Genomic DNA, 25,529 nt, shown 5'->3' on the forward strand with positions numbered 1-25,529 from the left:
GGAGAATCGAGAGCTGTTTCGGCCAGTAAGAGCCGCATCTTTTGTTTTCTCGTAGAATCTCTTAAGAAGGAGGATGAAATCTGCAAATGGGCAAAAGGATCAGGAAAGGTGGTATGGTGTCATTTAGCCTCATGATAGCGCTTACAGGATATTCGGGATGGGGCGCTTTCTCCCCTGCAGCAAATGCGGCCGCATCCGATTATAACTATGCCGAAGCGCTGCAAAAAACGATGTATTTCTATGAAGCGCAGCGGTCGGGTAAGCTCCCGGAAAACAACCGCGTGGAATGGCGCGGCGATTCGGGACTTCAGGACGGTGCGGATGTCGGCCACGACCTGACGGGAGGTTGGTATGATGCCGGAGACCACGTGAAATTCGGGTTTCCCATGGCCTCTACCGCCACCATGCTCGCCTGGTCTGTCTATGAGTACCGGGAAGGATACGAACAGTCCGGTCAGCTTGATGAAATTTTGGATAATATCCGCTGGGCGACGGATTACTTCATGAAAGCCCATACGGCTCCAAACGAACTGTGGGGCCAGATTGGCGACGGCAATGCGGACCACAAATGGTGGGGACCGGCGGAAGTGATGCCGATGGCGCGGCCTGCCTACAAAATCGATGCCGCTCATCCCGGCTCCGATCTGGCCGGAGAAACGGCGGCGGCGCTTGCCGCCAGCTCGATCGTTTTTCGGGACAGCGACCCGGGTTACGCGGACAAGCTGCTTCGTCACGCTAAGGAGCTGTACGATTTTGCCGACCGGTACCGGGGCAAATATTCCGACAGCATTACCGGTGTAAAGGAGTTCTACAACTCCTGGAGCGGATATGCCGATGAGCTGAGCTGGGGCGCGGTGTGGCTGTATTTGGCCACCGATGACGAAACGTATCTCGATAAGGCGATCGCCGCCAGCAAGGAATGGGGCACCAACCAGCAGGGCGATTGGGACTACAAATGGACGCATGGCTGGGACGACAAACATTACGGCGCACAACTGCTGCTGGCCCGGATCACCGGCGATCCCAAGTTCGTCCGCTCGACGGAAAAGAACATGGAATTCTGGACGACCGGCGTTGCGGGTACCGGCGAACGCGTCGCGTATACACCGGGGGGACTGGCCCATCTCGATCAATGGGGCGTCCTGCGCTATTCGGCTAACCAGGCTTTCCTCGCTTTCGTCTATTCCGACTGGGAGAGCGATCCCGCGAAGAAAATAAACGCGCGTTCATTCGCGGAACGGCAAATTCTTTACATGCTTGGCGACAATCCGCGCCAAAGCAGCTATGTCGTCGGCTACGGCAATAACCCGCCGGAGCATCCGCATCATCGTACTTCACAAGGCTCCTGGGCCGACAATATGAATGTGCCGGAAAACCACCGTCATACTCTGTACGGCGCACTCGTCGGGGGACCCAACAAGGACGATACCTACAAGGATTCGGTAAACGATTATGTCTCCAATGAAGTGGCGACCGATTATAATGCAGGCTTCACCGGCGCTTTGGCGAAAATGATGATCCTTCACGGCCAAGGCCAGCAGCCGCTTCCCTCCTTCCCTGCTGCGGAAGAGCGCGAGGACGAAATGTTCGTCGAGGCCGGGGTCAATGTCAGCGGCAGCAACTTCGTGGAAATCCGCGCGCTGCTGAACAACCGCTCAGCCTGGCCGGCGCGCGCCAGCGAGGACATGTCCTTCCGCTACTACGTCGACCTCAGCGAAGTCATCGACGCCGGATACGGTCCGGAGGACATCAAGGTTACGGTGGGAGGCTACAATCAGGGAGCGGCGGTATCCCAGCTTCAGCCGTATGACGAGAACAATCATATTTACTACACGACGGTCGATTTTTCGGGAACCCGCATTTATCCCGGCGGCCAGTCGGATTTCCGGAAGGAAGTGCAATTCCGCATCGCCGCACCGGAGAATACGAATTTTTGGGACAACACCAATGACTTCTCGTTCCAGGGAATCGCCAGCAGCGGAACTGCTCCGGTCAAAACCCCGTACATTCCCGTGTTTGACGCCGGCCGGCACGTGTTCGGCGAGCTGCCTGCCGGAGGCGGGAATCCGGGAGAACCGACGGCACCGGCCGCCCCGCGCAATGTACGCGCCCTCCCGGGCGACGGTTTCGTCCAGTTGTCCTGGAATGACGTGAGCGGCGCCGAAGCGTACTTGGTGAAAAGATCGCTGACCAGCGAAGGGCCTTTTGAGACGGTAGGAACGGTGACCACAGCCACGTATACCGATTCCGCGGTGATCAACGATACAACTTATTATTACGTCATCACCGCGACAAATGCCATCGGAGAGGGCCTCCCATCAGCCCAGGTCAGCGCCAAGCCACACGAAGCGCAGACGCCGGTGGAAGGGGATTTGAAGGTTCAATACCGCAACAATGATGCAAATGCCGGGGACAATCAACTGCGGCCGCACTTCCGCATCGTCAACACCGGCGATGAGGCGGTTCCGCTCAGCGAGCTCACTCTGCGCTACTATTACACGATCGATGGAGACAAGTCCCAGCAGTTCAATTGCGACTATGCCTTCATCGGCAGCGGCAACGTGAACGGCCGGTTCGTGAAATTGGACAGCGCAGCGGACGGCAGCGACTACTACATGGAGGTTTCCTTTGCTCCCGGCGCGGGCAATTTGGCCCCCGGGAAGGACAGCGGAGAAATTCAAACCCGCGTCAACAAAACCGACTGGAGCAATTATAACGAATCCGACGATTATTCCTATAGCGGAGCCCAGCAGCAGTTTGGCGACTGGGATAAAGTGACGCTTTACCGGAACGGAACGCTCGTCTGGGGTTTAGAGCCTTGAGCCGTAAAATTTCACCAATTTCTCCATTCGGCGGAACCGATTTAAGTTTAAGACTAATTTCATGGAAAAGGATGATATAATGATGGCGCATTGGACACGATGCAAGAAACCTGCATCAATCCTGATGACCGCAGTGTTATTTTTAGGCGTGGGAACCGGGATGTTCGGTTCCGGTTCGGCAAGAGCCGCTGCAGAAGCCGCTGCCGATACCGCAACAAAAACCGCGGCAGAAACAGTTGCCGATCAAACCGGGGCCGCTTCTGCGGAAAGAACCCGCTTCCTGCAGCTTTACGACCAAATCAAGGACCCGGCTAACGGATATTTCTCGGCCGAAGGCATTCCCTACCACTCCGTGGAAACACTGATGAGCGAAGCGCCCAATTACGGGCATATGACGACCTCTGAGGCATACAGCTACTGGATGTGGCTCGAGGTGCTGTACGGTTACTATACGGAGGATTGGAGCGCGCTCGAAGAGGCTTGGGATAATATGGAGAAATATATTATTCCGGTCAACGAAGGCGACGGCAAGGAAGAACAGCCGACGATGAACTATTACAACCCGAACAGCCCGGCTACCTACGCGGCGGAATATCCGCAGCCCGACCGTTATCCTTCGGAGCTTACCGGCCAATACGCAGGCGGTAAAGACCCGTTGGACGCCGAGTTGAAGAAAACTTACGGGAACAACCAAACTTACCTGATGCACTGGCTGCTCGACGTGGACAACTGGTACGGCTTCGGGAATCTGCTGAATCCAAAACATACGGCAGCGTATGTGAACACCTTCCAACGCGGTGAGCAGGAATCGGTGTGGGAAGCAATTCCTCATCCTTCGCAGGACGACAAGTCGTTTGGCAAATCCGGCGAAGGCTTCATGTCCCTGTTCACGAAGGAGCCTCAAGCTCCGGCGGCACAATGGCGCTACACCAATGCCACGGATGCCGATGCCCGGGCCGTTCAGGCCATGTACTGGGCAAAAGAGCTGGGCTACGATAACGAAGAGTATTTGGACAAAGCCAAAAAGATGGGCGATTATCTCCGCTACGGCATGTATGATAAATACTTCCAGGAAGTCGGCAGCGCCGCGGACGGCAGCCCGACTCCCGGCAACGGCAAAAATGCCAGCCATTATCTGATGGCCTGGTATACGTCCTGGGGCGGCGGTCTCGGAAACAATGCCAACTGGGCTTGGCGGATCGGGGCCAGCCACGCCCATCAAGGGTATCAAAACGTTGTGGCGTCTTACGCCCTCTCCGACCCGGATGGCGGCCTGATTCCCGAATCCCCGACGGCCGGACAGGATTGGGACACTTCGCTGAAGCGCCAGCTTGAATTCTACACCTGGCTGCAATCCGCCGAAGGAGCGATCGCCGGCGGCGCGACAAACAGCTGGGAAGGCGCCTACAAAGCGTATCCGGCCGGAACGAGTACGTTCTACGGAATGGCTTACGACGGCGCGCCCGTCTATCACGACCCGCCATCCAACAACTGGTTTGGCATGCAGGCATGGCCGGTGGAACGGATCGCGGAATTGTATTATATTCTCGCTTCGAACGGGGACACTTCGTCGGAGAACTTCCAGATGACCAAACAAGTGCTCGATAAATGGATCGATTGGTCGATGGATTACATGTTTGTGGACAGCCGTCCGGTGTCCGACGCGGAAGGATATTATCTCGATGAGCAAGGAAAGCGGGTGCTCGGCGGACAGGATCCGCAAATCGCTACCGTTGAAGCGCCGGGCGAACTCTGGATTCCGGGCAATCTGGAATGGCAAGGCCAACCGGAAACCTGGGACGGGTTCGACAATTACACCGGCAATCCCGACCTGCACGTTGTGACGAAAGACCCAGGTCAGGACTTCGGCGTGGTCGGCAGCTATATTAAGGCTTTGACTTTCTACGCAGCCGGAACGAAGGCTGAAAACGGCAAATATACTGTGCTTGGCGAACAAGCCGAGAAGCTGGCTAAAAACTTGCTGGATGCTTCCTGGAACTATAATGACGGCGTAGGTATTACGAAGCCGGAGCCGCGCAATGATTATTACCGCTACTTCAACAAGGAAATCTATTTCCCGGCAGGCTGGAGCGGCAAATACGGACAAGGCAACACGATTCCGGGGACGAACACGGTTCCGTCCGATCCGTCCAAAGGCGGCAATGGCGTATACATCGGTTATTCCGATCTTCTTCCGGAGATCAAAAACGATCCCGACTGGAAATACCTTGAGGAAAAATACAATACGTCCTGGAACCCGCAAACCAAAAAATGGGAAGACGGTGCGCCGGAATTCACTTATCACCGCTTCTGGTCGCAAGTCGATATGGCCACGGCTTATGCCGAATACGACCGCTTGATCAACGGCGGCGGCGGTCCGGGCGAACCAACCGCTCCGAAAGCGCCGACGAAACTGAAGGCCGAAGCGGGCGACACCCAAGTATCGTTGTCCTGGAGCAAACCGGCCGGAGCGGACAACTTTACGGTGAAACGCGCGACGGTAAGCGGCGGACCTTACACGGAAATCGCCACGGTCACAAATGCAGTTTACTTGGATCTTGATGTCATCAATGACCAAACGTATTATTATGTCGTCAGCGCATCCAATGAAATCGGCGTGAGCCCGGATTCCGCCGAAGTCAGCGCCACCCCGACGGAAAAGCCAAAACCGGTGGAAGGCGATCTGAAACTGAAATACCAAACGAACGATTCAAATCCGAACGACAATCATATCCGGGCGCAATTTAAGATCGTCAACAATGGAAAGGAAACCGTCAACCTCAGCGATGTGAAGTTCCGTTACTACTTTACGATTGATGGAGACAAAGCGCAGGAGTTCCACTGCGATTACGCGGTAGTCGGCAGCGGAAACGTAAATGGCACCTTCGTGAAGCTGGACGAAAGCGCGGAGGGAGCGGACTACTATTTGGAAGTTTCCTTTGGCCCCGGCGCGGGAACTCTTGCGCCTGGAGCGGATAGCGGCGAAATCCAGGTCCGCTTCAACAAGTCGGACTGGTCCAACTACAGCGAAACGGATGACTTCTCCTACGATGCGACGAAAACATCCTACACCGAATGGGAGCGCGTTCCGCTTTATGTCAACGACACACTCGTGTGGGGGCTTGAGCCGTAAGGCGTACCCCCGCGCACTGTAAACGATTTGCTTTCTCCTTCTCATCTTCTCATAAGTCAAGGCGTGGCCCGGGCAAATTTGCCCGGCCGCGCCTTGTTTGTTATTCACTCGGCCGGAACCGGGCTCGCAGCGCCTTCTACGTTCAGCCGTTTCTCCGCCAAACGCCGCCTAACCAGGGCTATGAAAATCATGGCAGATACGAATACGGAGCCGGCGCAGACAATGAACAGAATTTCGTATCCGGTATATTGGGAAACCCAGCCGAGAATGATCGAACCGAGACCGATCCCCAGATCAAACGCCGTCATAAATGACGCGCTGGCAACACCTCTTTTATCGGGGGGAGCCAGCCTTAGATTTGCGGCTTGAAGAGCGGGCTGAGCGGAACCGAATCCAATTCCGTACAGGACGGCAGAGACGATCACGCCGAATAGATTTTCGGAGAAGCTGAGTACCACAAGCGACAATATGGTAACCCCAAGTCCGGGGATGATGACGTAAGCCTCGCCGAGCCGGTCGGACAGCTTGCCCGCAATCGGCCTTGCCAGCGTCAGCGCCAAAGCGTATACCAAAAAGAAGGTTCCAGAGTTCACCTGGATGGAAGCCCCGAACAAGGGTAAAAACGTCGTGATGCCGCCATAGGCGACCGACAAAAAGAAAAGCGCCGCGGTCAAAGGCAATACGGATTTTTCGAATAACACGATTTTCCTCGAAGCCGATTTCGGGGGTTCAGGAATACGGGTTGCCAACACGAGCAGGAACGCCCCAACCGAAAGAACCGTTGCGAGCCAAAACAAACTGTGATACTTTCCATCAGCCAAAATCCACAATCCGAGCGTCGGTCCGATCGCCATCGCGACCGTCATCGCCATGCCGAACCACCCCATGCCCTCGCCGCGGCGGGGCCCCGGGATAATGTCCGTGATCGAAGTGCTGACGGCCGTTGTCGAAAAAGCCCAACTGACGCCGTGCAGCATGCGCAAAACCAGCAACATGGCAATGGCGCTTACCCAATTGTAAAGACACATCGACAGAATAAATAACAGAAGCCCCCAGATCATAAACGGCCTTCTGCCGTAACGGTCAAGCAAGCCTCCAACGATCGGACGAAACACAACCGCGGTTAACGTAAACACCCCAGCGGCAAGCCCTACCTGTGTTTCGGTGCCGCCCATGTTTTTAATGAACAGCGGCAATGTTGGCAGCAGCAAATAGAATCCCGTAAATAAGACCAGCATCGCCAACGTCATCGTAATAAAGGACTTCGTCCATAATCGTTCCATACGTTCCTCCCCATGGTATATGTCATAAAACTACGGCATTTATTGTATTAATCCTGCTCCGCAGAAACACGCTCGATCTCTTCTTTAACCCACTGAATTTCGACCTCGCCCAACCGTTTGCGGTGATCGAACACGCGCAGCAATTGGACGCGCTGTTTCTCGGGCTCGGGTTTGAACGCGATTAGGCGGGACTCGAATTGCGATACATGGTAAAGATTCTGTTCAAGATTATGCAAATATTGATTCAGGCAGGCCAGCCGCACTTTTTTGCCTACGTATTGAAAATAAACCATCTTAAAACGAAACGTACTTTGTGCATCGGAGTCTATCACCGGATCAAGCGGCTCCGCCATTAACCATTGGAAACGCTCAACCCCTGAAGAGGTGATTTCGTAAATTTTTTTCGTTCGCCCTCCCTTTGTCTCCTCTTCTTCCCGCAGGTTAATCCATCCGTTTTCCATCATTCGGGAGAGGAGCGGATACAAGGTTCCCGAACTAATCTTCCTTCCCATCCCGACCGCATTTTTAAGCACGTCCTGCAGCATGTAGCCATGTTTTTCACCTGTCATCAGCTCGCCTAAAACAAACAATTCATACAATAGCCAAACCTCACTTTTAAAAATTATATATGTCGGTTCGATATAAATTATATGTCGGTTCGATATAAAATACAAGAGGGATGTAGGCATGGGGGCTCGATGTACAGAAAAAGTGGAAGCCATACTCGTAAGAGCATGGCTTCCTTAAGAGCCGTTACTTATCGCGTTTCCCGATGGATCGTATATTTGCGCAGCCGCGGCGAATATTTCCGCAGTTCCAGACGCTGCGGATGCATCTTTTTATTTTTTGTCGTCGTATAATTTCGGTCGCCGCATTCACTGCAAGCCAATGTAACCACTACCCGCATATTCGTCCCCCTCCTTTCACGGATTGCCGGCAGCGGACAGCTCATCGGCCGGAATCCAAGGCAGCGGATTCGGGAACGCCGCCCAATCCAGGGGCATTTCTTCATCGCTTAGCAGACAGGCGTCAAGCTCCCGCTCAATCGTGCTCCGGTCCATCTCGATGCCGATGAACACGAGCTCATTAATCCGGTCGCCCCAGACGGGATCCCACTTCCGCCGCATGTCGGGCTCCTGTGCGAGCACCTCCTGCTGCTGCTCCTCCGGCAGCGCCGCTAGCCAGTAACCCGCAGGGCCAAACTGGATTGACGGTCCGGCCTGGCTTAAACTGGCTGCCAGATCGGAATCGGCCGCGATCCAGGCCAGCCCTTTGGCCCTCACGACTTCTTCCGGCCAGTCCGCCATAAAGCGGGCGAGCCGTTCCGGATGAAAAGGCCTTACCCGCCGGTACACAAACGAGCCGATGCCGTACTCCTCGGTTTCCGGCGTATGATTTTCCCGCTCCAGCTCTTTGATCCAGCCGGCCGCCAGGCTCGCCTTGGCAAAATCAAACCGCCCGGTGTTCAAAATCCGTTCCGGCTCCACCCGGCCGTTCACCGCGCGGATGAATTGGGCTGTCGGCTGCAGCTTGCGCAGCACGCCTTCCAGCTCATTCAGATCATCCTCACCTACTAAATCGCATTTGTTAAGAATCAGCACGTCGCAGGTTTCGATTTGGTCGATCAAAAGGTCAACGACATCGCGGGTATCCCCCTCCCCCGCAGCCTGTCCGCGTTCCAGCAGCGTTTCGCCGGAGGAAAAATCATGCCAGAACCGGTACGCGTCCACGACCGTAACCATGCAGTCCAGCTTCGCCATGGCCGTCAAGTCGATGCCGGTATCCGGGTCCGCATAAGTGAACGTCTGGGCGATCGGCACCGGCTCGCTGATCCCGGTCGACTCGATCAGGATGTAATCAAACCGTCCCTCCGCCGCCAGCTTCTGCACCTCCTGGAGCAAATCGTCGCGCAATGTGCAGCATATGCAGCCGTTGGACATCTCCACCAGCTTCTCCTCCGTGCGCGATAAATTGCCCCCCGCGTTCACCAAATCGGCATCGATGTTGATTTCGCTCATGTCGTTGACGATCACCGCGACCTTCATCCCTTTGCGGTTGTTTAATACATGATTCAACAGCGTCGTTTTGCCCGACCCCAAATAACCGCACAGCACCGTGACCGGAATCGGTTTATGATGTTCATTTTTCAAACGTCAACATCCCCTTTTCTGAAGAAGATTATTTTAATCGTAATTATTACGATTAAACTTTTCATAATATAGCTTCCCCTGTGCCCCTTTGTCAACCTGGAGAATTGAATTATGGATGGATTCTGCAAGTTCGGTTCTGAATTCCCGCGCAAGTTAATAGTAATGATTATGATTTGGCCAAGCAGTTTTCAAGCCATTATCCGGCATTAAATTAGAATCCGCGTTGAAGGAGATCGACATGAACAAAATCGCTCTGCCCCGCCGTCTGCTGCCGCTTCTGGTTCCGCTTGCTTTTGCGCTGGCCTGTCTGACGGTCCTTGGACCGGCTCTCCTAAAGCAGGTCCCGCTGAACGAGGTGCAAACGTTCAAAACGAGCTTTATCGGCATTTTACTGGAGGCGCTGCCCTTCGTGCTGATCGGAGCGCTGCTCTCCTCGCTGCTTCACCTGTTCGTGTCCGAGAGGACCCTCAGCCGCTTTATGCCTAAAAACCCGGCGCTTGGCATCCTGTGCGCCTGCCTGCTCGGCCTGATCTTCCCCGTATGCGAATGCGGGATGATTCCGCTCATTCGCCGGTTGATCCAGAAAGGGATGCCCGTTTATATGGCGGTCGTGTTTATTTTGTCCGGCCCGATCCTGAATCCGGTCGTGTTCAGCGCCACCTACATGGCTTTTCGCTTATATCCTGAAATGGTGTACGCCCGGATGGGGCTGGCTTTTGCCGTCTCCGCGGCGATCGGCGCCATCGTCTGTCTCACTTGGAAAGACGCCCCGCTGAAGCTCACCTTTTCCCGAGGAATGGATGAAGGTGGAGGGCATACGCCCGGGCATGGCGGCGGCAAGCTGACGGCCGTGTTTGTGCACGCCGCGGACGAAGTGTTCGAAATGGGCAAATATTTGCTGATCGGCTGCATGTTGACGGCGGGCATCCAAGCTTTTGCCGCCAAGGAAAACCTCGCGGAAATCGGGGGCGGGCCGGTTAGCGCCTATGTGTTTATGATGGGGTTTGCTTTTCTGCTGTCCTTGTGTTCCACATCCGATGCTTTCGTGGCCGCCACATTTCTGCAGACATTTTCCGGGGGTTCGCTGCTCGCTTTTCTTGTGTTCGGACCAATGCTTGATTTAAAAAACGGGTTAATGCTGCTCTCCGTCTTTAAAACTAAATTCGTCCTTTACCTGGCCTTTCTCATCTGTACGATCGTGTTTACGGGGGCGGTGCTGACGGATGCGCTGTGGTTAAGCCCTTGACGAAAAAGAAAACCAAGGAGGTGCCAAACCGCATGAACCACCCCCGCGTGATTCGAGCCCACTATTTCGCCAGATCGCTGATCCTGCTCGGGTTCGCCCTGTTCATCGCCCATCTGTCCAAATCGGGAGCGCTGAAATATTACATCGCCCCGTCCATAGAACCATATATCCGCTACTGCCCGATCGCATTAATTTTGATGGCCGTCAGCCTTGCTTATCAGGCGTTGTTCCAAAAAGCCGCCGTCCTCTGCGACTGCGAGCGCCCGCTGTCTGCGTCAAGCTGGAAAAACGCCGCGGTCTACGGTCTGTTCCTGCTCCCGCTGCTGTTGGGGGTGCTGCTTCCCGATCAAGCGCTCGGCAGCTCCGCCGCCGCTAAAAGGGGGATGAGCCTGACCTCTCCCCTTTCTGCCGCGGAACAGCTGGAAGCGATGTTTAAAGCGCCCGATCCGTACAACGCCGAATTTGCCGAGCTGGCCAAACGGCTGTACCCGGAGGAGATCATTGAGATCCGGCCGGAGATTTTCTCGGAAACGGTTGGAGCGATCGAGCTGTTCCAGGATCAATTTCGCGGAAAAAAAGTCAAACTGAGCGGGTTCGTGTATCAATCGCCGAACGTCCATGAATTTATTCTTGGCCGCTTTCTGGTGATGTGCTGCACGGCGGATGCGGCTCCGTTCGGCATTGTGGTGACATCGTCCGAGCCGCTGGGGAATATTCGGACGGATGCCTGGCTGGAAGTGGAAGGAACGATCGAGCCGCAGATCCGCCAGGGCAAAAACATCATCACCATCGCCGCCGAACGGATCAGGGAAATCCCCAGGCCGGACACGCCTTACGTGTACCCGAGCGGGGATTCGGTGCAGGTTTGGGAGAGCGGACAAGAGGAATAATGAAGGTCCGGCAAGGAGCGTTACCGGACGTAAGCGTCGATTCCGTCGTCAACCTGTTCCCCGCCCCCGGTGCTCACGATCTCCACGTACACCCGGTTGGGAACGCATATAATCGTTTCACCCGGGCGGGAGATAAAACCCATCTGCATCGAAATTTTTTTCGGGCAATCCGCGTAAATCATCTGGATTCCCTGGTCAAACACCTTTAACGTATTGTGGCCGTATTCCGTTTGGATATCGAGCGTCTGCTCCGGACCATCCAAAGGCACGTTTGCGTAAGGCTCCCCATCCACCTTTATAACCGCGCTCAGGACGGACGGATCCACCGTTTGCCGGGTTTCCGCCGCCTCCCGCAGCAGCAGCCACACGGAACCGACCAGCACCAGAACCGCCAGCAGCAGCACGTCGCCGCGCTTTAGTTTTAACATAATCTCATTCCATTCTTGCGAATTTAAACGTAATCGTTACGAATAAACATATATTAGGAGCATGCCTCCCGTTTGTCAATGACATGTTCCCGAAAGGAGCTTGCAGGATGCACCCTAACGGTAAAACGCCTGGCACGCCGTTCATCATTTTAAGCGGATTTTTGGGCAGCGGCAAAACGACGCTGCTGCTGAAGCTGCTTGAGGAAGCAGCCAAACGCGGGCTGCGGCCCGGTGTATTAATGAATGAGCTCGGGCGGCTCGATATCGACGGCGATCTCTTGTCCCGCGCATCCGGCATGGTCTTTCCGCTGGAAAAGCTGCTGGACGGCTGCATCTGCTGCACGAAAAAAGACGAAATCCAAGGAGCGATCGGCAGCCTGCTGCGGCAATCGCCCGACTTGCTGCTGCTGGAGCTCACCGGCGTGGCCAACCCGGAAGAAATCGTCTGGCAGCTGGCCGAGCCGGAGTTGGTTGGCCGGGTTTTTCTCCACCGCGTTATTACGGTCATCGACGCCGAGCACGCGCTTGAATACAACAGCATATTCGCCACCGACAAACAGCTTGTGCGAACGCTGCGCGGTCAGATCGCCGCGGCCGATGACCTGATCGTCAACAAAACCGATCTCGTCTCCCCTCCCCAGCGAGCCAAAGTGGCGGACATGGCCCGCAAGCACAACGCCGCGGCGCGGATTCATTACGCCGTCAGCGCCGACGTCCCGCTTGACCCGTTCTTTTCGGGAGTGCAGCCGGTCCCCGGTAAAACGGCCGTCCCGTTGAAGCACTCCCCTTTCCGGGTGATCGTGTCGGGTCACACTCATTCTCCCGGGGCTCTCCAAAGCGAGCCAAGGAGTGGACTGTGGAGCAAATCCACGAGTCAATCTGAAAAGGAATCCGGAAGCGTATCAAAGGGGGAATCCCCCGCTTCCTTCAGCAGAATCCGCACCGTCGTGCTGCCTTTGCCCGAGCCCTTAAACCTTCCGGCCGGCACACTGGAACGGTTCATCAAGCAATGGGGCAGCAGCGTGCTTCGGGCGAAAGGCTATCTCCGGTTTTCCCGGCAGGAGCAAACCTATCTCCTCCAATTCGCCGGCAAACGCTTCCAGTGGGAGCCCGTTGCCTACAGTGGACCGCATTACCTTGTATTAATCGGCTATGAACTGGAAGAAAATGCGATCAACAAGGAATGGGTGCTGCTTGTTTAGCGGTCGCATGCCAAAAAGCCGCTCCCATCAGTCCTAATCGACTGAAGGAGCGGCTTCTTAACGCAAACAAATGCGATTATTTCTGATTTTGGCTTACGACCAGATTGACGAGAATATCCAGCTGTTTCTCCAGGTTCAGCCCGTCAACCATCCAAAACTCCTTGGTGTCAAGTTTATACACGTGATTGTTTTTGACCGCCGGGAGGTTTTTCCAGATCGAACCGTTCATGACCTCCTGCGCTCGTTCCGCCCCGCCGTCCGGCTCATAAACAGTTACAAACATGTGATCCGCCGCATATTCGGGCAGCACTTCCAGCGAAATGTCCGCCCCCGTCGTCGGGAACACTTCCTTTTCAATTTTATGGAGTGGCTTTAAGCCGAACATTTCGTACAGATTGTAGCCGGCATCCCGCGTTTTCGGCCATACCCAGAAGTTTTTCGCCCAAATCGAATACGTTCCGACGGTTTCGTCCGGGCCGATGACTTCCTGCAGCTTAGCCTTGGCTTCTTCCGCCTTTTGCTTATAGCGGGCAATGAACGCTTCCGCCTCTTTCTCCCGGCCCAGCAAGGCGCCGACCGTCTTCACCTCTTCGAGCGGATCGATGCCCTCCCAGCCTGTCGTGGCCAGGGTGACGACCGGAGCGATTTTTTTGAGCTGGTCCACGGTTTCCGCCGGCAGATAAGTTGGCACGATAATGAGGTCAGGTTGGAGCTCCAGCACCTTTTCCACGGAAACGTCACCGACGTTCTCGACACCTTCCAGCTCCTTCTTCAGCAAAACCGAATTTTCCAGCGCCACCGAACCGGCGCCAACCGGCTTCACGCCCAAGGCCGCCAGGTCACCCAGATGCGAGATCGACACGATCCGCTGCGGGTTCGTTGGAATTTCCACTTGCTCCCCTTTATAGTCCGTGTAAACTTTTGTCCCGGCTTGTCCTTCCGGCCCCGCGGCTTTTCCGCCCTGCGCATTGCCCGCGGCTCCGCCGTTCGCGGCCCCATTTGCGGGAGCGCCATTTGCCCCATTCGCTCCGGAGTTTCCGCTTTGACCGCCACAGGCGGCAAGCACGACGGTCATCAGCACAATTGTAGCCAAAGTAAAAAAGCGATATTTAAAAGCGTGCATGTTTCTAATTGATCCCCCATTCATATTCCCGCTGATAATGATTATCATTATATAGAGGAACGGGGATTTTATCAATAGGAATCGGGGATAAACGTCATGGATAAGGGCTACGCCGACTCCTACGAAATGTAAAAATGCAGTTCGATAAAAAAATTGCCCCCGCCACCCAAAGTGACAGGGACAATCCATAGCCTAAAACTTCAACTAAACGTCAATTTAATTCCGTTCCAAAGTGATCCATCCTTCGGCGTCGACTTCAACCGTCGCTCCCAGCGCTTCCGCCAGGAAGCGCAGCGGCACGTAAGTCGATCCGTCCTTGTGCACGAACACCGGCCCGCTCAACTGAACGGTCTTACCGCCCACCTCTGCTTGTTTGGATCCGATCGTCAGGACGATTTCCTCCCCGGTGAGATCATTGACGACAACGAGCCGCTTCGAGCCTTCCGTCCACTTCACTTCGGCGTCAAACTGCTCCGACAAGTAGCGAAGCGGCACGAAAGCAGTGCCCTTTTTATTGATGACTCCGTAATACTCGTTTTGCGAATCGATCATCACATACTTATGGCCGATCCCCATTTGGTCCTTAAGCAGATTATAAAGCGGCGTCACTTCTTGGAAATTGCGCAAAATTTGCCCTGGCGTTACCTCTCCGTTCGTCGCATCAAGCACGCCCGCGGAGGTATCCACCTGATCGATGGCCACCTGGCCGCCAATGTTCCAGACTTCGTTTTCGCTGTGAACCTTGATCGCCGAAATCGGGAGATCTTCGGAGCTAGGGAGCGCTACGTTCAGATCCATCGTTTGCTTGCGGATGTTCAGATTACTGTCGAAATACAGGTCCAGCTTAAGCACCGTATCTTTGCCAAGAACGGTGGACAATTCCGGCGTACCGTCCAGCAGGACGGCAATATCTTTATCAAAGTCATTGATGAACTCTTCCAGTCCCTTTTTGATTTCCGGGTAAAGTTCTTCTACAACTCCCGCTTTGGACTGCTGGTCCATTGATGCTCCCATGTCCCCGGTACCAAACTCGTTAACGGCATTAATAACAGGAAACAGCATATCATAATACTCGCCGATCAGGTCTTTCAAACCTTGCTCATCCTGGGACAAGCTGACGAGGAACGGCTTGATCATGCCGATCAGCTCGTCGCCGCGGATCTCGGCATGCAGATTGGTCAGGTTTAACGATTCGCCGTTGACCTGCTCCTGTGTTTGTTTCACGGTGAGGACCGACGGATTCGGGAAATGCTTGAAAATAAGCTCCGCTGTCTTCAACGTTAAATTTTGCACGCCTTCTTCATTCATGCCCATTTCTTTGGACAGCGTGTTATCCAGCGATATGTACAGTGGCTGCTTAGCTCCTTCGATCTGGAACGTTATCCCTTTACCGGCATCCATCGACATCAGAAACGGGATGTTCCCTCCCTGGAATCCGACCGAGCCTTTGATGGACGCATGATCTTTATCCTGCACCTTGGCACTATCAATATTGAAAGATAAAGAATTGATCAGTTCGATAGCTGCTTTATCCTCGGCGGACAAGTTTCCGGAAGACGGCACCAGTTCCACCTTAAGCGTCTGCCTGGATTCGCTGGATGTCGGGTTCAGGCTGCCGGCCAGCGCCTTGCTGACGTCAAAGCCGCCCACGGCCTGACATCCGGTCAGCACCGCCAATAGCAAAATGACGGGAATGGCCAGCCATTTCATTTTTTTCATCGTTCACCCTCCTCTATTTTGATCTATAAATGATCTACTCCATTATCGACGATATCCCCGGTTTTGTGAACAGCTAAATAACATATCACTTCCAAAGAACTACCTGCGTCCGAATCGCATCAGCCCCTTTCCCGCATTAAAAATTGTGTTATAATGAACTTTGTGCCTAATGCCTATGTATGAAAGCACCCAATTGAAGAAGAATCCATGCTGGCCGGATCCGGCTTACGGCATGGGAGAGGTTCGAGAACTCCCTCTATAAAAAACTATAAAACGCCCTGTCTTATGGGGGGTTGATTTTGGCGTTCCGTTCATCAGCGCGAAAGTGCGAAGAGAGCGGCCGAAACATCCGCCGGAACCGGGCTTGTTTTTTTGTGACCAGTTCAAGAACTCTCTTTCTTCTACGAGCGAAGCTAAGGCTTGCCGCTTTCAAATCCAAAAGAAGATGGAGGGTTTTTTTATGCTCAAAAACGAAAAAGCGGTCGTCGTCTTCAGCGGCGGTCAAGACAGCACCACCTGCCTGTTCTGGGCCATGAAGCAGTTCGGCGAAGTGGAGGCTGTGACTTTCGATTATGGCCAGCGCCACGCCCGCGAAATCGAATGCGCCAAGGACATCGCCCGCGAGCTTGGGATCAAGCACACGATTCTCGACATGAGCCTGCTGGGCCAATTGACGCAAAACGCGCTGACCCGCGATGACATCGCCATCGAGCAACAGGACGGGGAGCTCCCCAGCACGTTCGTGGACGGGCGCAACCATCTGTTCCTCAGCTTTGCCGCTGTCCTGGCGAAAGGAATCGGCGCCAAGCATATCATCACCGGCGTCTGCGAGACCGATTTCAGCGGCTATCCCGACTGTCGCGATGTGTTCGTCAAATCGCTGAACGTGACGCTCAATTTGGCGATGGATTACGAGTTCGTCATTCATACGCCGCTGATGTGGATCGACAAGGCCGAGACATGGAAGCTGGCCGGCGAGCTGGGAGCGTTCGACTTCGTCCGCGAGCGGACGCTCACCTGCTATAACGGCATCATCGGCGACGGGTGCGGCGAATGCCCGGCCTGCAAGCTGCGCAAAGCCGGCCTGGATAAATACCTGCTGGAGCTGGAGCGTCAGGAGGCGGTCAAACCATGAGCCGGACGCCGGGCGAATTTCGAATCGTCGAATCGCTGCAGAAGCTGGGGCGGGACATCGGCAAGGAGCAACTGCGCTATCACCGGCGCCGCGTCCTTGTCAGCAAGGAGTTCACCTTCGACGCCGCCCACCATCTGCACGCCTATGAAGGCAAATGCAAAAATCTGCACGGTCACACGTATAAAGCCGTGTTTGGCATCAGCGCCCTGCCGAACGAGATCGGCATCACCGCCGACTTCGCCACGATCAAGGAAATCTGGAAACACGAGATCGAAGGTTATCTCGACCACCGGTATTTAAACGAAACGCTGCCGCCGATGAATACGACGGCGGAAAACATGGTTGTATGGCTGTTCGAGCAGATGGAGACCGCCCTTGGGTCGGAAGCCTACAAGGATGCCGTGCTGGAAGGCCGGACGGAGTTCGTCCGCCTGTACGAAACGCCAACCAGCTATGCCGAAGTCAGACGGGAGTGGATGCGTGATGAATAACCCGCTGATTCCCGTGCTGGAGATTTTCGGGCCGACCGTTCAGGGCGAAGGCATGGTCATCGGGCAAAAAACGATGTTCGTCCGCACCGCCGGCTGCGATTACCGCTGCGCCTGGTGCGACTCGGCCTTCACCTGGGACGGCAGCGCCAAAGACGCGATCCGCCGCATGACGCCGGCGGAGATTTGGGAGGAACTGCGCGCGATCGGTGGCGATCGCTTCTCGCACGTCACGCTGTCGGGCGGCAACCCAGCCCTTCTGCCGCAGCTCGCCGGCCTGGCGGATCTGCTGCACGAGAGTGGCGTGGCCATCGCCGTCGAGACGCAGGGCTCGCGCTGGCAGGACTGGCTGGCCGAGATCGAGCAGGTCACGTTGTCGCCGAAGCCGCCGAGCTCGGGGATGGAAACCGACTGGGCTATACTGGACGACATCGTGACCAAGCTGTCCCATCGCCCCCATCCCTTGGCCGTCAGCCTGAAGGTTGTCGTGTTTGACGAGACCGACCTCGCCTACGCCAAACAAGTGCATGCCCGTTACCCGGATGTAGCTATGTATGTGCAGGTCGGCAATCCCGACGTGCGGCGGATGGATATCCGGGAGCATGCCTCCGATCTGCTGCAGCGCTATGAAGCGCTGATCGACAAGGTCGTGGCCTCGTCCGAGTTGAACGACGTGCGCGTCCTGCCGCAGCTGCATGCCCTCGTATGGGGCAACAAACGCGGCGTGTAGTTTTGGACTATTATTTTTTTCTAAATAGATAAAATCACTGTGCATAGGAGGGCCAACCATGTCCGGAAGAAAACCTGAAGAAATGCAAGACGTCACGCTGCTGGGCAACCAGGGCGTAAAATATCCGTTTGATTACGCACCGGAAGTGCTTGAATCGTTTGACAATAAACACCCTTACCGCGACTATTTCGTGAAATTCAACTGTCCCGAGTTTACGAGCCTTTGTCCGATTACCGGGCAGCCGGATTTCGCCACCATCTACATCAGCTACATTCCCGACGTAAAAATGGTGGAGAGCAAATCGCTGAAGCTGTACCTGTTCAGCTTCCGCAATCACGGCGATTTCCACGAGGATTGCGTCAACATCATCATGAACGACCTAATCAAGCTAATGGATCCGAAGTACATCGAGATATGGGGCAAATTTACACCGCGCGGCGGCATTTCCATCGACCCGTACTGCAACTACGGACGCCCCGGCACCAAATACGAGGCGATGGCCGAACACCGCCTGCTCAATCACGACATGTACCCGGAAAAGGTTGACAATCGCTAACGCCTTCCCCCTCCTTTTTCTGGTATGATAAAGGTAAGTTTAAGAGTTTGTACGATACCATAGAAAAGGGAGAGGAGAACCGTGAAGCCACACGTATTTATCGCCAGACCCGTGCCTCCGGAGGTGGAGGCTTACCTCGCCGAACACTGCTTTTGCAGCAAGTGGGACGGCGACGGACCGATTCCGCGCGAGCGGCTGCTCGCAAGCCTGGCCGAAGCGGACGGCCTGCTGACGTCCGGCACCCGGATCGACGCGGAACTGTTGGAGCATGCTCCGCGGTTGAAGGCCGTCAGCAATATCAGCGTCGGCTATAACAACTTTGACCTGGACGCGATGAAAGCCCGCGGCATGATCGGCACGAACACGCCGGCGGTGCTGAACGACACGGTCGCTGACCTGATTTTTGCCTTGATGCTGGCGGTCGCCCGCCGTGTTGCCGAGCTGGACCAGTATGTGAAGCAAGGAAATTGGAAACGCGGTGACGACGAAAAACTGTTTGGGATCGATGTGCATCACAAGACGCTGGGCATCATCGGCATGGGGGAAATCGGGGAAGCCGTCGCCCGCCGGGGCCATTTGGGCTTCGGCATGGACGTGCTGTACCATAACCGCAGCCGCAAGCCCGGGTCCGAGGCTGAACTGGGCGCTGTGTACTGCTCTTTAGAAGAACTGCTGCGAAAATCCGACTTCGCCGTCCTGATGACGCCGCTGACCCCGGAAACGCGGGGACTGATCGGCGAACGCGAGCTCGCCTGGATGAAGCCGACGGCCGTGTTCGTCAATGCCTCCAGGGGAGCGACGGTCGACGAAGCCGCGTTGACCGAAGCGCTGCAGCAGGGACGCATCTACGGCGCCGGGCTCGACGTTTTCGAGCGCGAACCGCTCGCGCCGGACCATCCGCTGCTGAGCTTGCCGAACGTCGTCACTCTACCGCATATCGGCTCCTCCACCGCGCAGACCCGCCATCAAATGGCGATGCTGGCTGCGGAGAACCTGGTAGCGGCGTTAACCGGCGGCACTCCGCCGAATGTGGTCAAGGAGCTGCGCCCCTAAAGCCGGCGCCCTACAATTTGCAAGAAGCCGCGCCCTGGCATGGATTTGAACGTCCATGTTTCGGGAGCGGCTTTTTTTAAAGATTATAGAATATCTTTGCGCGGAAGAAACTATATGCCACTTCTATCAAGTTACGATACAAGGAAGAGGGGGAAATCTCACGAAATGCAAAAGTGCAGGCGATTTTTGTCGAAATCCTCTAAATCGGGGGCTCAAAGGCAAAAGTGCAGTTCATTTTCGGTCAAAAGCTGCTTTTTTATCGAATAGCCTCAAATGAGATGTACTTTTGCAGTTGATCCCAGCGGACCGCCCTTCTTCCCATGAAAAACGATAAACTCGGCTTTCAGCGAAAACATAAGGACAAAAAATGTCGCTATTTCGGCGGTATCCGTCCATTTGAGAAAAATAGCGGAAATTTATGTCGCTACTCTCCCGCTCGCTAGGAAATGTCCTCATTCTGGACCATTCATAGGAAAATAAGTACATAAAATGCCGCTAATGGGGATGAACATGCTAGGCTCCGGATAATAAGCACATGAAGTTCCGCTATTTTGCAGGCCCAGCCATCGGTTTGCCGTTCCAGTAGCCAGCTGTTAAGCACCGATCTCCATGTTTAGCCCTCTTTTAACAAGTCAATAGCCTACATCAAAAACACAACCGCACGGTCCTTCTCCCCATCCTGATCATCGTATACTTTGCAACCATTCAGCCCTGCTGCTTGGAAGGCTTGGCCGCCGCGCTGCGGAGAATCCGGTCCTTGGGCATGGCGATGACAACCAGGACGGAGCAAATAGCCGGAATTAAAGCCCACATAAAGGTGTGCGCGATCGAGCTGGATAAGGCGTCCGTAATTTTGTCCAAAATTTCCGGCGGGATCATAGCCCGCTTGTCCGAGCTCAACGCCTCCTGAGCATTGCCGAAAGTCGCCCCTGCTTGTCCCGTTCCGGCAAATGCCGCGGACATCTTGTCCGCCAGCAGATTGCGCTGCACGATCCCAAAGATCGTAATCCCGAGCGTCATGCCGAGTGAGCGCAGAAAAGAATTGGTCGACGTCGCCGCGCCGCGCTGCCGCATATCGAAATGATGGACGGACGCCATGCTGAGCACCGAAAAGGAGAAGCCGACGCCAAAACCCGTCAAAATGCTGTAGACGGTAAGCAACAGGCGCGAGGTATCGTTCGTTAGCGTGCTTAAGGCGAAAACGCCGCAAACGAAACAGACGACCGAGATCGCCATGACCGCGCGGTACGATATCCGGGAGGTCAGCATTCCCCCCATCATGCTGCCGATAACCGAACCGACCATCATCGGCATCAAAATAATGCCGGAGTTCGTGGCCGAGCCGCCAAATACGCCCTGCACGAAAATCGGGATGTACACGGTCGCCACGATAAACACGCTGCCATACAGCAACGCGAGCAAGCAGCTTGTCGCGTAAAGCCGTATTTTGAACATGCCGAACGAAATGATCGGCTCCCGCGCTTTGGTTTCCGCCAGCAAAAAGGCGATAAACAGCACGGCAAAGCCGGCAAACAAAGCGATGATCACCGCCGAACCCCAAGCGTATTTCTCGCCGCCAAGCTCCAGCGCAAACATCAGGCAGATCACCGCGCCGACAAGGGTAACCGCCCCGCTCCAATCGATCTGCTGCTTCGTATGCGTGAGCGATTCCCGGTAATAAGCAGTGATCAGCAGCAGGGAGACGATCCCAATCGGTACATTGATGTAAAAGACCCAGTGCCATCCCAGCGAGTCGGTAATAAACGCGCCAAGCAGCGGGCCGAAAATGCTGGAGGTGCCGAATACCGCTCCGAGCAGGCCGGTCATTTTGCCGCGTTGCTCCACGGGGAAAATATCGTAAATGATCGTAAACGCGATCGGCATCAGCGCCCCGCCGCCGATCCCTTGGATCGCCCGGTAAATGCTGAGCTGCATAATGCTTCCGGCCAGCCCGCACAGAATCGATCCGAGCAAAAACGTGATGACCCCAAACAGGAAAAAGCGTTTCCGCCCATACATATCGGACAGTTTGCCGAAGATCGGCGTCCCCGCCATCACCGCCACCATATAGGCGGAGGTTACCCAGACGAACTGCTCCATACCGCCGAGATCGGCGACGATCGTCCCCATCGCCGTCGTTACGATCGTGTTGTCCATGGCAGACATCAAGATCGCCAGCATCAGGCCGACCAGGATGAGTGGGGTTTGATTCTTTTTTTCTGCTGTCAACGTCGTCTCTCCTTTTAGCCAATTGATTCAAATTTTACATAACATAGCTTCTTCCCATTCTATTGAAATTTCCGTAAATGTAAACCTTTATTCCGTTAAATTTTGCGCCTGCTCCTAACTATCCCTTTTCCAGTTATTAGCCTATAATGTTATTTGAAACTGTTTGCGAAAGGAAGTATTTTCTAATGAATATGAAATGGACTGAGCTTGACCGAAAAATGCGCGAATCCGGGATCAGCACGCTGCTGATTACCGATCCGAAACATGTATACTATCTCACCGGGTTCCTAAGCAATCCGCACGAGCGTTTTCTTGGCGCTGTCCTTCAATCAGGGAGCGAACCGTTTCTCGTTGTGCCCGCGTTGGACGAGGAAGCGGCCCGGGCGGCGGCGGACGTCGATGAAATCATCACCCATCAGGACACGGACGATCCATATCTCCTGCTGAAGCAGCGTTTGAAGGGGACGCTTGGTACGATCGGATTCGAAAAAGATCAGGTAACCGTGGCCAGGTTCGAGCAAATGCAGGAAACGCTTGGTTTTTCCCGCTATTTGGACGTTGGCCCGTGGCTGCGCGAGCTTCGTTTCCGCAAAAACGCGGACGAGGTCGCCAAAATCAAGCACGCCGTAAACCTGATCGAGCAGGTGCTGACGGAATCGGTGCGCCAGGTCAAAGAAGGGATCAGCGAAAACGAGCTTGTGGCCGAAGTGGAATATCAAATCCGCAAACTGGGCGCGGACGGCCCTTCCTTCGATTCCATGGTGCTGTCCGGGGAAAAGACGGCTTTGCCGCACGGCGTACCCGGAACGCGGCAAATTCGCCGCGGCGATCTTGTCATGTTTGACATCGGGGTTTACGCAGACGGGTACGCTTCGGACATCACGCGCACGTTTGCTGTAGGGGAGTTGTCCGGCGAACTGGTCAAAATATACGAAACCGTGCTGGCCGCCAACATGGCCGCCATCCAGGCGATCAAACCCGGGGTTGCCTTCGCCTCGATCGACAAAGCCGCGCGCGACGTGATCGAAGCCGCCGGTTACGGCCCATATTTTATTCACCGGTTAGGCCACGGGCTGGGCATTGACGTCCATGAATTCCCTTCCGTCCACGGCAAAAACGAACAATTGCTGACGGAAGGCAACGTATTTACGGTAGAGCCCGGCATTTATATGCCCGGAGTCGGCGGCGTCCGTATCGAAGACGACGTGCTGGTGACCGCCTCCGGTGTGGAAGTGCTGACGACCTATCCGAAGCAGTTGGTCTATATCTAACACTAAATGTAAGAAATCAGAGTTTTTTTATTCCTTTCGGGATAGGGAAAACTCTGATTTTTTCTTTTTTTACAAGTTATTCATTTTCAAAGGGCATTTTTTCCTATAAAATAATGCTTATGAACCAGTGGTTAAAAAAGAGAGTCCACGGTTTCGGGTAGGCTTAGAGACATAGATTACTTATTTTATGGGAGATTGGGGAGGATTCCGTGCGTAGAGTCAAGAGCTCTATCAGCCGCAAATTCATGCTTACGTTTGCGGTGCTAATCGTTTTGTCTTCGCTTTTGTTTAGTGTTAGTTTTTATTACATCTCCATGGGGATCATCACCCAAAACGTGCTTCCGCAATTTGACAAGGTGCTGTTGACCAGTACACAGGACATTTATAAAAGGCTGGACACGAATCAAGCGCAGCAGTTAATGAGCGGAAAGGAAAACTCCCGTTTTGCGGTTGAATCCTATTTGACGAAAAGCGCCAAGGAGTTTCATTTAAACAACGCTTACCTGATCCAGCTTCAGGAAAATGGAGCCGCCGTCATCGCCGCCAATGAAAATTCCGGCATGAAAGCCGGCGACCCGTTGGAGATTCAAACGGCCATGACCAAGACTTCCGATGGGGGAGTACATATCAGCGAGCTGTATTCGGACCGGTTCGGCTCGCACAAAACGGCGTTCATCGCGATCCCCGGAAGCAAAGCGCTGCTGGCCATCGGGCTGGACGCCACCTTTATCGATGAGAAGCGGGCGGAAATTTTGCAAATTTGCATCGGCATTACCGCTCTCGTGATCGTGGTTGGGCTGTTGGTCGCGTATTTTGTTAGCCGGCGCATCACCAAATCGATCAAAAATCTGGTTGCCGTTACGGAAAAAATGGCCGGCGGCGATTTCCGGCAAACGATCGAGGCATCCGGCCATGACGAAGTCGCTCAGCTTGCCGCAAGCTTCCGTACGATGACGAATCAGCTCAAAGAGATGTTCGCCAAAGTGCTGGACACGTCGCAAACCGTCGTAAATGGGTCGGAGCATTTATCGCGGTCGGTGGACACGTTTGGGGACCTAATCTCCCATTCCAACGCGGCGACCCGGGAAATCGAATCCGGCAGCCTGACGATCGCCACAGCCGCCGCCGAAAATGCCCGGGCGATGGAGGAAATTTCGCAGGGCATCCAGTATATCGCTTCCTCTTCCGCCGAGGTCACCGAACGGATCGGACAAGCCACCGAGGAAGCCGGCGCCGGCAACGAGCTGGCGCAAACGGCCGTCGAGCAGATGCAGCACGTCGAGGAAGCGGCCGGCCGCACGCTGGAGCATATCCGCATTCTGAACGAACGTTCCGAATCGATCGCCACCGTCGTTGGAACGATCACCGAAATCACGAAGCAAATTAATATCCTGGCGTTAAATGCGGCCATCGAAGCTTCGCGCGCCGGAGAACACGGCAAAGGCTTCGCCGTCGTCGCCGAGGAGGTGCGCAAGCTGGCCGAGCAGTCCCGTGAAGCCATGGACGAAATCGGCGAATATTTGCTGAGCATCCGCGAGGAAGCGGAAAATTCCGTCAGCGCGATGCAGCACGCCAATGAGGAGATCGTCTCCGGCACCGACCGCGTAAAACAAGCCGGCCGCGCCTTCGGGCAACTGACCGAACTGATCCAAAACATCAATTTGACGATCCAATCCGTGTCCTCTTCCACCCAGCAAGTTTCCGCCGGTACGGAGGAAGTCACCGCCTCCGTTGAGGAGTCCGCCAACATTACGGCCAAATCGCTGGCGAGCATGGAGCAAATCGCCCAATATTCGCAGCAGCAGCTGACCGAAATGGAAAGCCACGCCCAAACGGTCCGCTCCCTCCACGAACAGGCCCTGTCGCTGCGCGAATCGGTGGAGAAGTTCCGTATCTAGTGGGCGGAGATGCTTCTATCGCATGGGGGAGCTTCAACTGTATGGAAGAAGCTCCAACCGTATGGGTGAAACTCCATCGGTATGTGACATGCTCCAATTGTATGGGAAACTCCATCGGTATGTGACATGCTCCAACTGTATGGGAAACTCCATCGGTATCTGAGATGCTCCAA

Annotated in this window: 20 protein-coding genes and 1 riboswitch; of the genes, 12 read left to right on the forward strand and 8 right to left on the reverse strand. The window is 54.8% G+C overall.

All coding sequences use genetic code 11. The annotated features are described in order from the left end of the window. Positions 1 to 131: 131 nt before the first annotated feature. Positions 132 to 2,822, forward strand: a complete 2,691-nt coding sequence (locus ACLD72_RS09635) for a glycoside hydrolase family 9 protein (protein WP_458475724.1) — start codon at positions 132 to 134, stop codon at positions 2,820 to 2,822. Positions 2,823 to 2,946: 124 nt separating this feature from the next. Beyond that, positions 2,947 to 5,955: a glycoside hydrolase family 48 protein gene (locus tag ACLD72_RS09640; protein WP_458475725.1), complete on the forward strand. Its 3,009-nt coding sequence runs from the start codon at positions 2,947 to 2,949 to the stop codon at positions 5,953 to 5,955. 104 nt (positions 5,956 to 6,059) lie between these two features. On the opposite strand, the gene ACLD72_RS09645 is transcribed toward ACLD72_RS09640, so the two are convergent. The 4 genes from ACLD72_RS09645 to ACLD72_RS09660 form a co-directional block, all read right to left on the reverse strand. After that, complete coding sequence (locus ACLD72_RS09645) at positions 6,060 to 7,238, reverse strand: MFS transporter (RefSeq protein ID WP_411000202.1); 1,179 nt, start codon at positions 7,236 to 7,238, stop codon at positions 6,060 to 6,062. 47 nt (positions 7,239 to 7,285) lie between these two features. Next, a complete protein-coding gene (locus ACLD72_RS09650) occupies positions 7,286 to 7,837 on the reverse strand; it encodes a PadR family transcriptional regulator (protein ID WP_411000200.1) in 552 nt (183 codons plus the stop codon). 158 nt (positions 7,838 to 7,995) lie between these two features. Then, positions 7,996 to 8,145: a 50S ribosomal protein L33 gene (rpmG, locus tag ACLD72_RS09655; protein WP_411000198.1), complete on the reverse strand. Its 150-nt coding sequence runs from the start codon at positions 8,143 to 8,145 to the stop codon at positions 7,996 to 7,998. Positions 8,146 to 8,161: 16 nt separating this feature from the next. Continuing rightward, on the reverse strand, positions 8,162 to 9,388 hold the full coding sequence (locus tag ACLD72_RS09660; RefSeq protein ID WP_411000196.1) for a GTP-binding protein: 1,227 nt from the start codon (positions 9,386 to 9,388) through the stop codon (positions 8,162 to 8,164). Positions 9,389 to 9,626: 238 nt separating this feature from the next. On the opposite strand from ACLD72_RS09660, the gene ACLD72_RS09665 reads away from it, so the two are divergent. Then, the gene (locus tag ACLD72_RS09665) at positions 9,627 to 10,634 is read left to right on the forward strand and encodes a permease (protein WP_411000194.1); all 1,008 of its coding nucleotides are present in this window, start codon (positions 9,627 to 9,629) and stop codon (positions 10,632 to 10,634) included. A 32-nt stretch (positions 10,635 to 10,666) separates the two neighbouring features. Beyond that, positions 10,667 to 11,524 carry a TIGR03943 family putative permease subunit gene (locus ACLD72_RS09670; protein WP_411000192.1) on the forward strand — a complete coding sequence of 286 codons (858 nt, stop codon included), beginning with the start codon at positions 10,667 to 10,669 and terminating at the stop codon, positions 11,522 to 11,524. A 20-nt stretch (positions 11,525 to 11,544) separates the two neighbouring features. On the opposite strand, the gene ACLD72_RS09675 is transcribed toward ACLD72_RS09670, so the two are convergent. Continuing rightward, positions 11,545 to 11,952, reverse strand: a complete 408-nt coding sequence (locus ACLD72_RS09675) for a NusG domain II-containing protein (protein ID WP_411000190.1) — start codon at positions 11,950 to 11,952, stop codon at positions 11,545 to 11,547. A 107-nt stretch (positions 11,953 to 12,059) separates the two neighbouring features. Between ACLD72_RS09675 and ACLD72_RS09680 the strand changes: the two genes are divergently transcribed. Next, entirely contained in the window at positions 12,060 to 13,154 is a 1,095-nt protein-coding gene (locus ACLD72_RS09680) for a CobW family GTP-binding protein (RefSeq protein ID WP_411000188.1), read from the forward strand. 76 nt (positions 13,155 to 13,230) lie between these two features. Here ACLD72_RS09680 and ACLD72_RS09685 read toward each other — a convergent pair whose 3' ends face one another. Together ACLD72_RS09685 and ACLD72_RS09690 are read right to left on the reverse strand one after the other, a co-directional pair. Continuing rightward, entirely contained in the window at positions 13,231 to 14,277 is a 1,047-nt protein-coding gene (locus ACLD72_RS09685; RefSeq protein ID WP_411000186.1) for an iron-hydroxamate ABC transporter substrate-binding protein, read from the reverse strand. 216 nt (positions 14,278 to 14,493) lie between these two features. Further along, entirely contained in the window at positions 14,494 to 15,996 is a 1,503-nt protein-coding gene (locus ACLD72_RS09690) for a copper amine oxidase N-terminal domain-containing protein (RefSeq protein ID WP_411000184.1), read from the reverse strand. Between the two features lie 232 nt (positions 15,997 to 16,228). Then, a riboswitch (PreQ1 riboswitch) is annotated at positions 16,229 to 16,272 on the forward strand. Between the two features lie 184 nt (positions 16,273 to 16,456). On the opposite strand from ACLD72_RS09690, the gene queC reads away from it, so the two are divergent. The 5 genes from queC (at position 16,457) to ACLD72_RS09715 (ending at position 19,958) form a co-directional block, all read left to right on the forward strand. Continuing rightward, the gene (queC, locus tag ACLD72_RS09695; protein ID WP_411000182.1) at positions 16,457 to 17,131 is read left to right on the forward strand and encodes a 7-cyano-7-deazaguanine synthase QueC; all 675 of its coding nucleotides are present in this window, start codon (positions 16,457 to 16,459) and stop codon (positions 17,129 to 17,131) included. Further along, on the forward strand, positions 17,128 to 17,622 hold the full coding sequence (queD, locus tag ACLD72_RS09700) for a 6-carboxytetrahydropterin synthase QueD (protein ID WP_411000180.1): 495 nt from the start codon (positions 17,128 to 17,130) through the stop codon (positions 17,620 to 17,622). Before queC ends, queD begins: the two co-directional genes overlap by 4 nt. Next, positions 17,615 to 18,349 carry a 7-carboxy-7-deazaguanine synthase QueE gene (queE, locus tag ACLD72_RS09705; protein WP_411000178.1) on the forward strand — a complete coding sequence of 245 codons (735 nt, stop codon included), beginning with the start codon at positions 17,615 to 17,617 and terminating at the stop codon, positions 18,347 to 18,349. Before queD ends, queE begins: the two co-directional genes overlap by 8 nt. A 58-nt stretch (positions 18,350 to 18,407) precedes the next feature. Further along, entirely contained in the window at positions 18,408 to 18,905 is a 498-nt protein-coding gene (queF, locus tag ACLD72_RS09710) for a preQ(1) synthase (protein WP_411000176.1), read from the forward strand. Between the two features lie 81 nt (positions 18,906 to 18,986). Beyond that, entirely contained in the window at positions 18,987 to 19,958 is a 972-nt protein-coding gene (locus tag ACLD72_RS09715; protein WP_411000174.1) for a 2-hydroxyacid dehydrogenase, read from the forward strand. 705 nt (positions 19,959 to 20,663) lie between these two features. On the opposite strand, the gene ACLD72_RS09720 is transcribed toward ACLD72_RS09715, so the two are convergent. Next, positions 20,664 to 22,139 carry a DHA2 family efflux MFS transporter permease subunit gene (locus ACLD72_RS09720; protein WP_458475765.1) on the reverse strand — a complete coding sequence of 492 codons (1,476 nt, stop codon included), beginning with the start codon at positions 22,137 to 22,139 and terminating at the stop codon, positions 20,664 to 20,666. Between the two features lie 233 nt (positions 22,140 to 22,372). Here ACLD72_RS09720 and ACLD72_RS09725 point away from each other — a divergent pair, with 233 nt between their 5' ends. Continuing rightward, positions 22,373 to 23,458, forward strand: coding sequence for a M24 family metallopeptidase (locus tag ACLD72_RS09725; RefSeq protein ID WP_411000170.1), 1,086 nt, complete (start codon positions 22,373 to 22,375; stop codon positions 23,456 to 23,458). Positions 23,459 to 23,667: 209 nt separating this feature from the next. Continuing rightward, a complete protein-coding gene (locus tag ACLD72_RS09730; RefSeq protein WP_411000168.1) occupies positions 23,668 to 25,356 on the forward strand; it encodes a methyl-accepting chemotaxis protein in 1,689 nt (562 codons plus the stop codon). Positions 25,357 to 25,529 lie beyond the last annotated feature (173 nt).

It is taken from the genome of Paenibacillus lacisediminis (genome assembly GCF_046567315.2).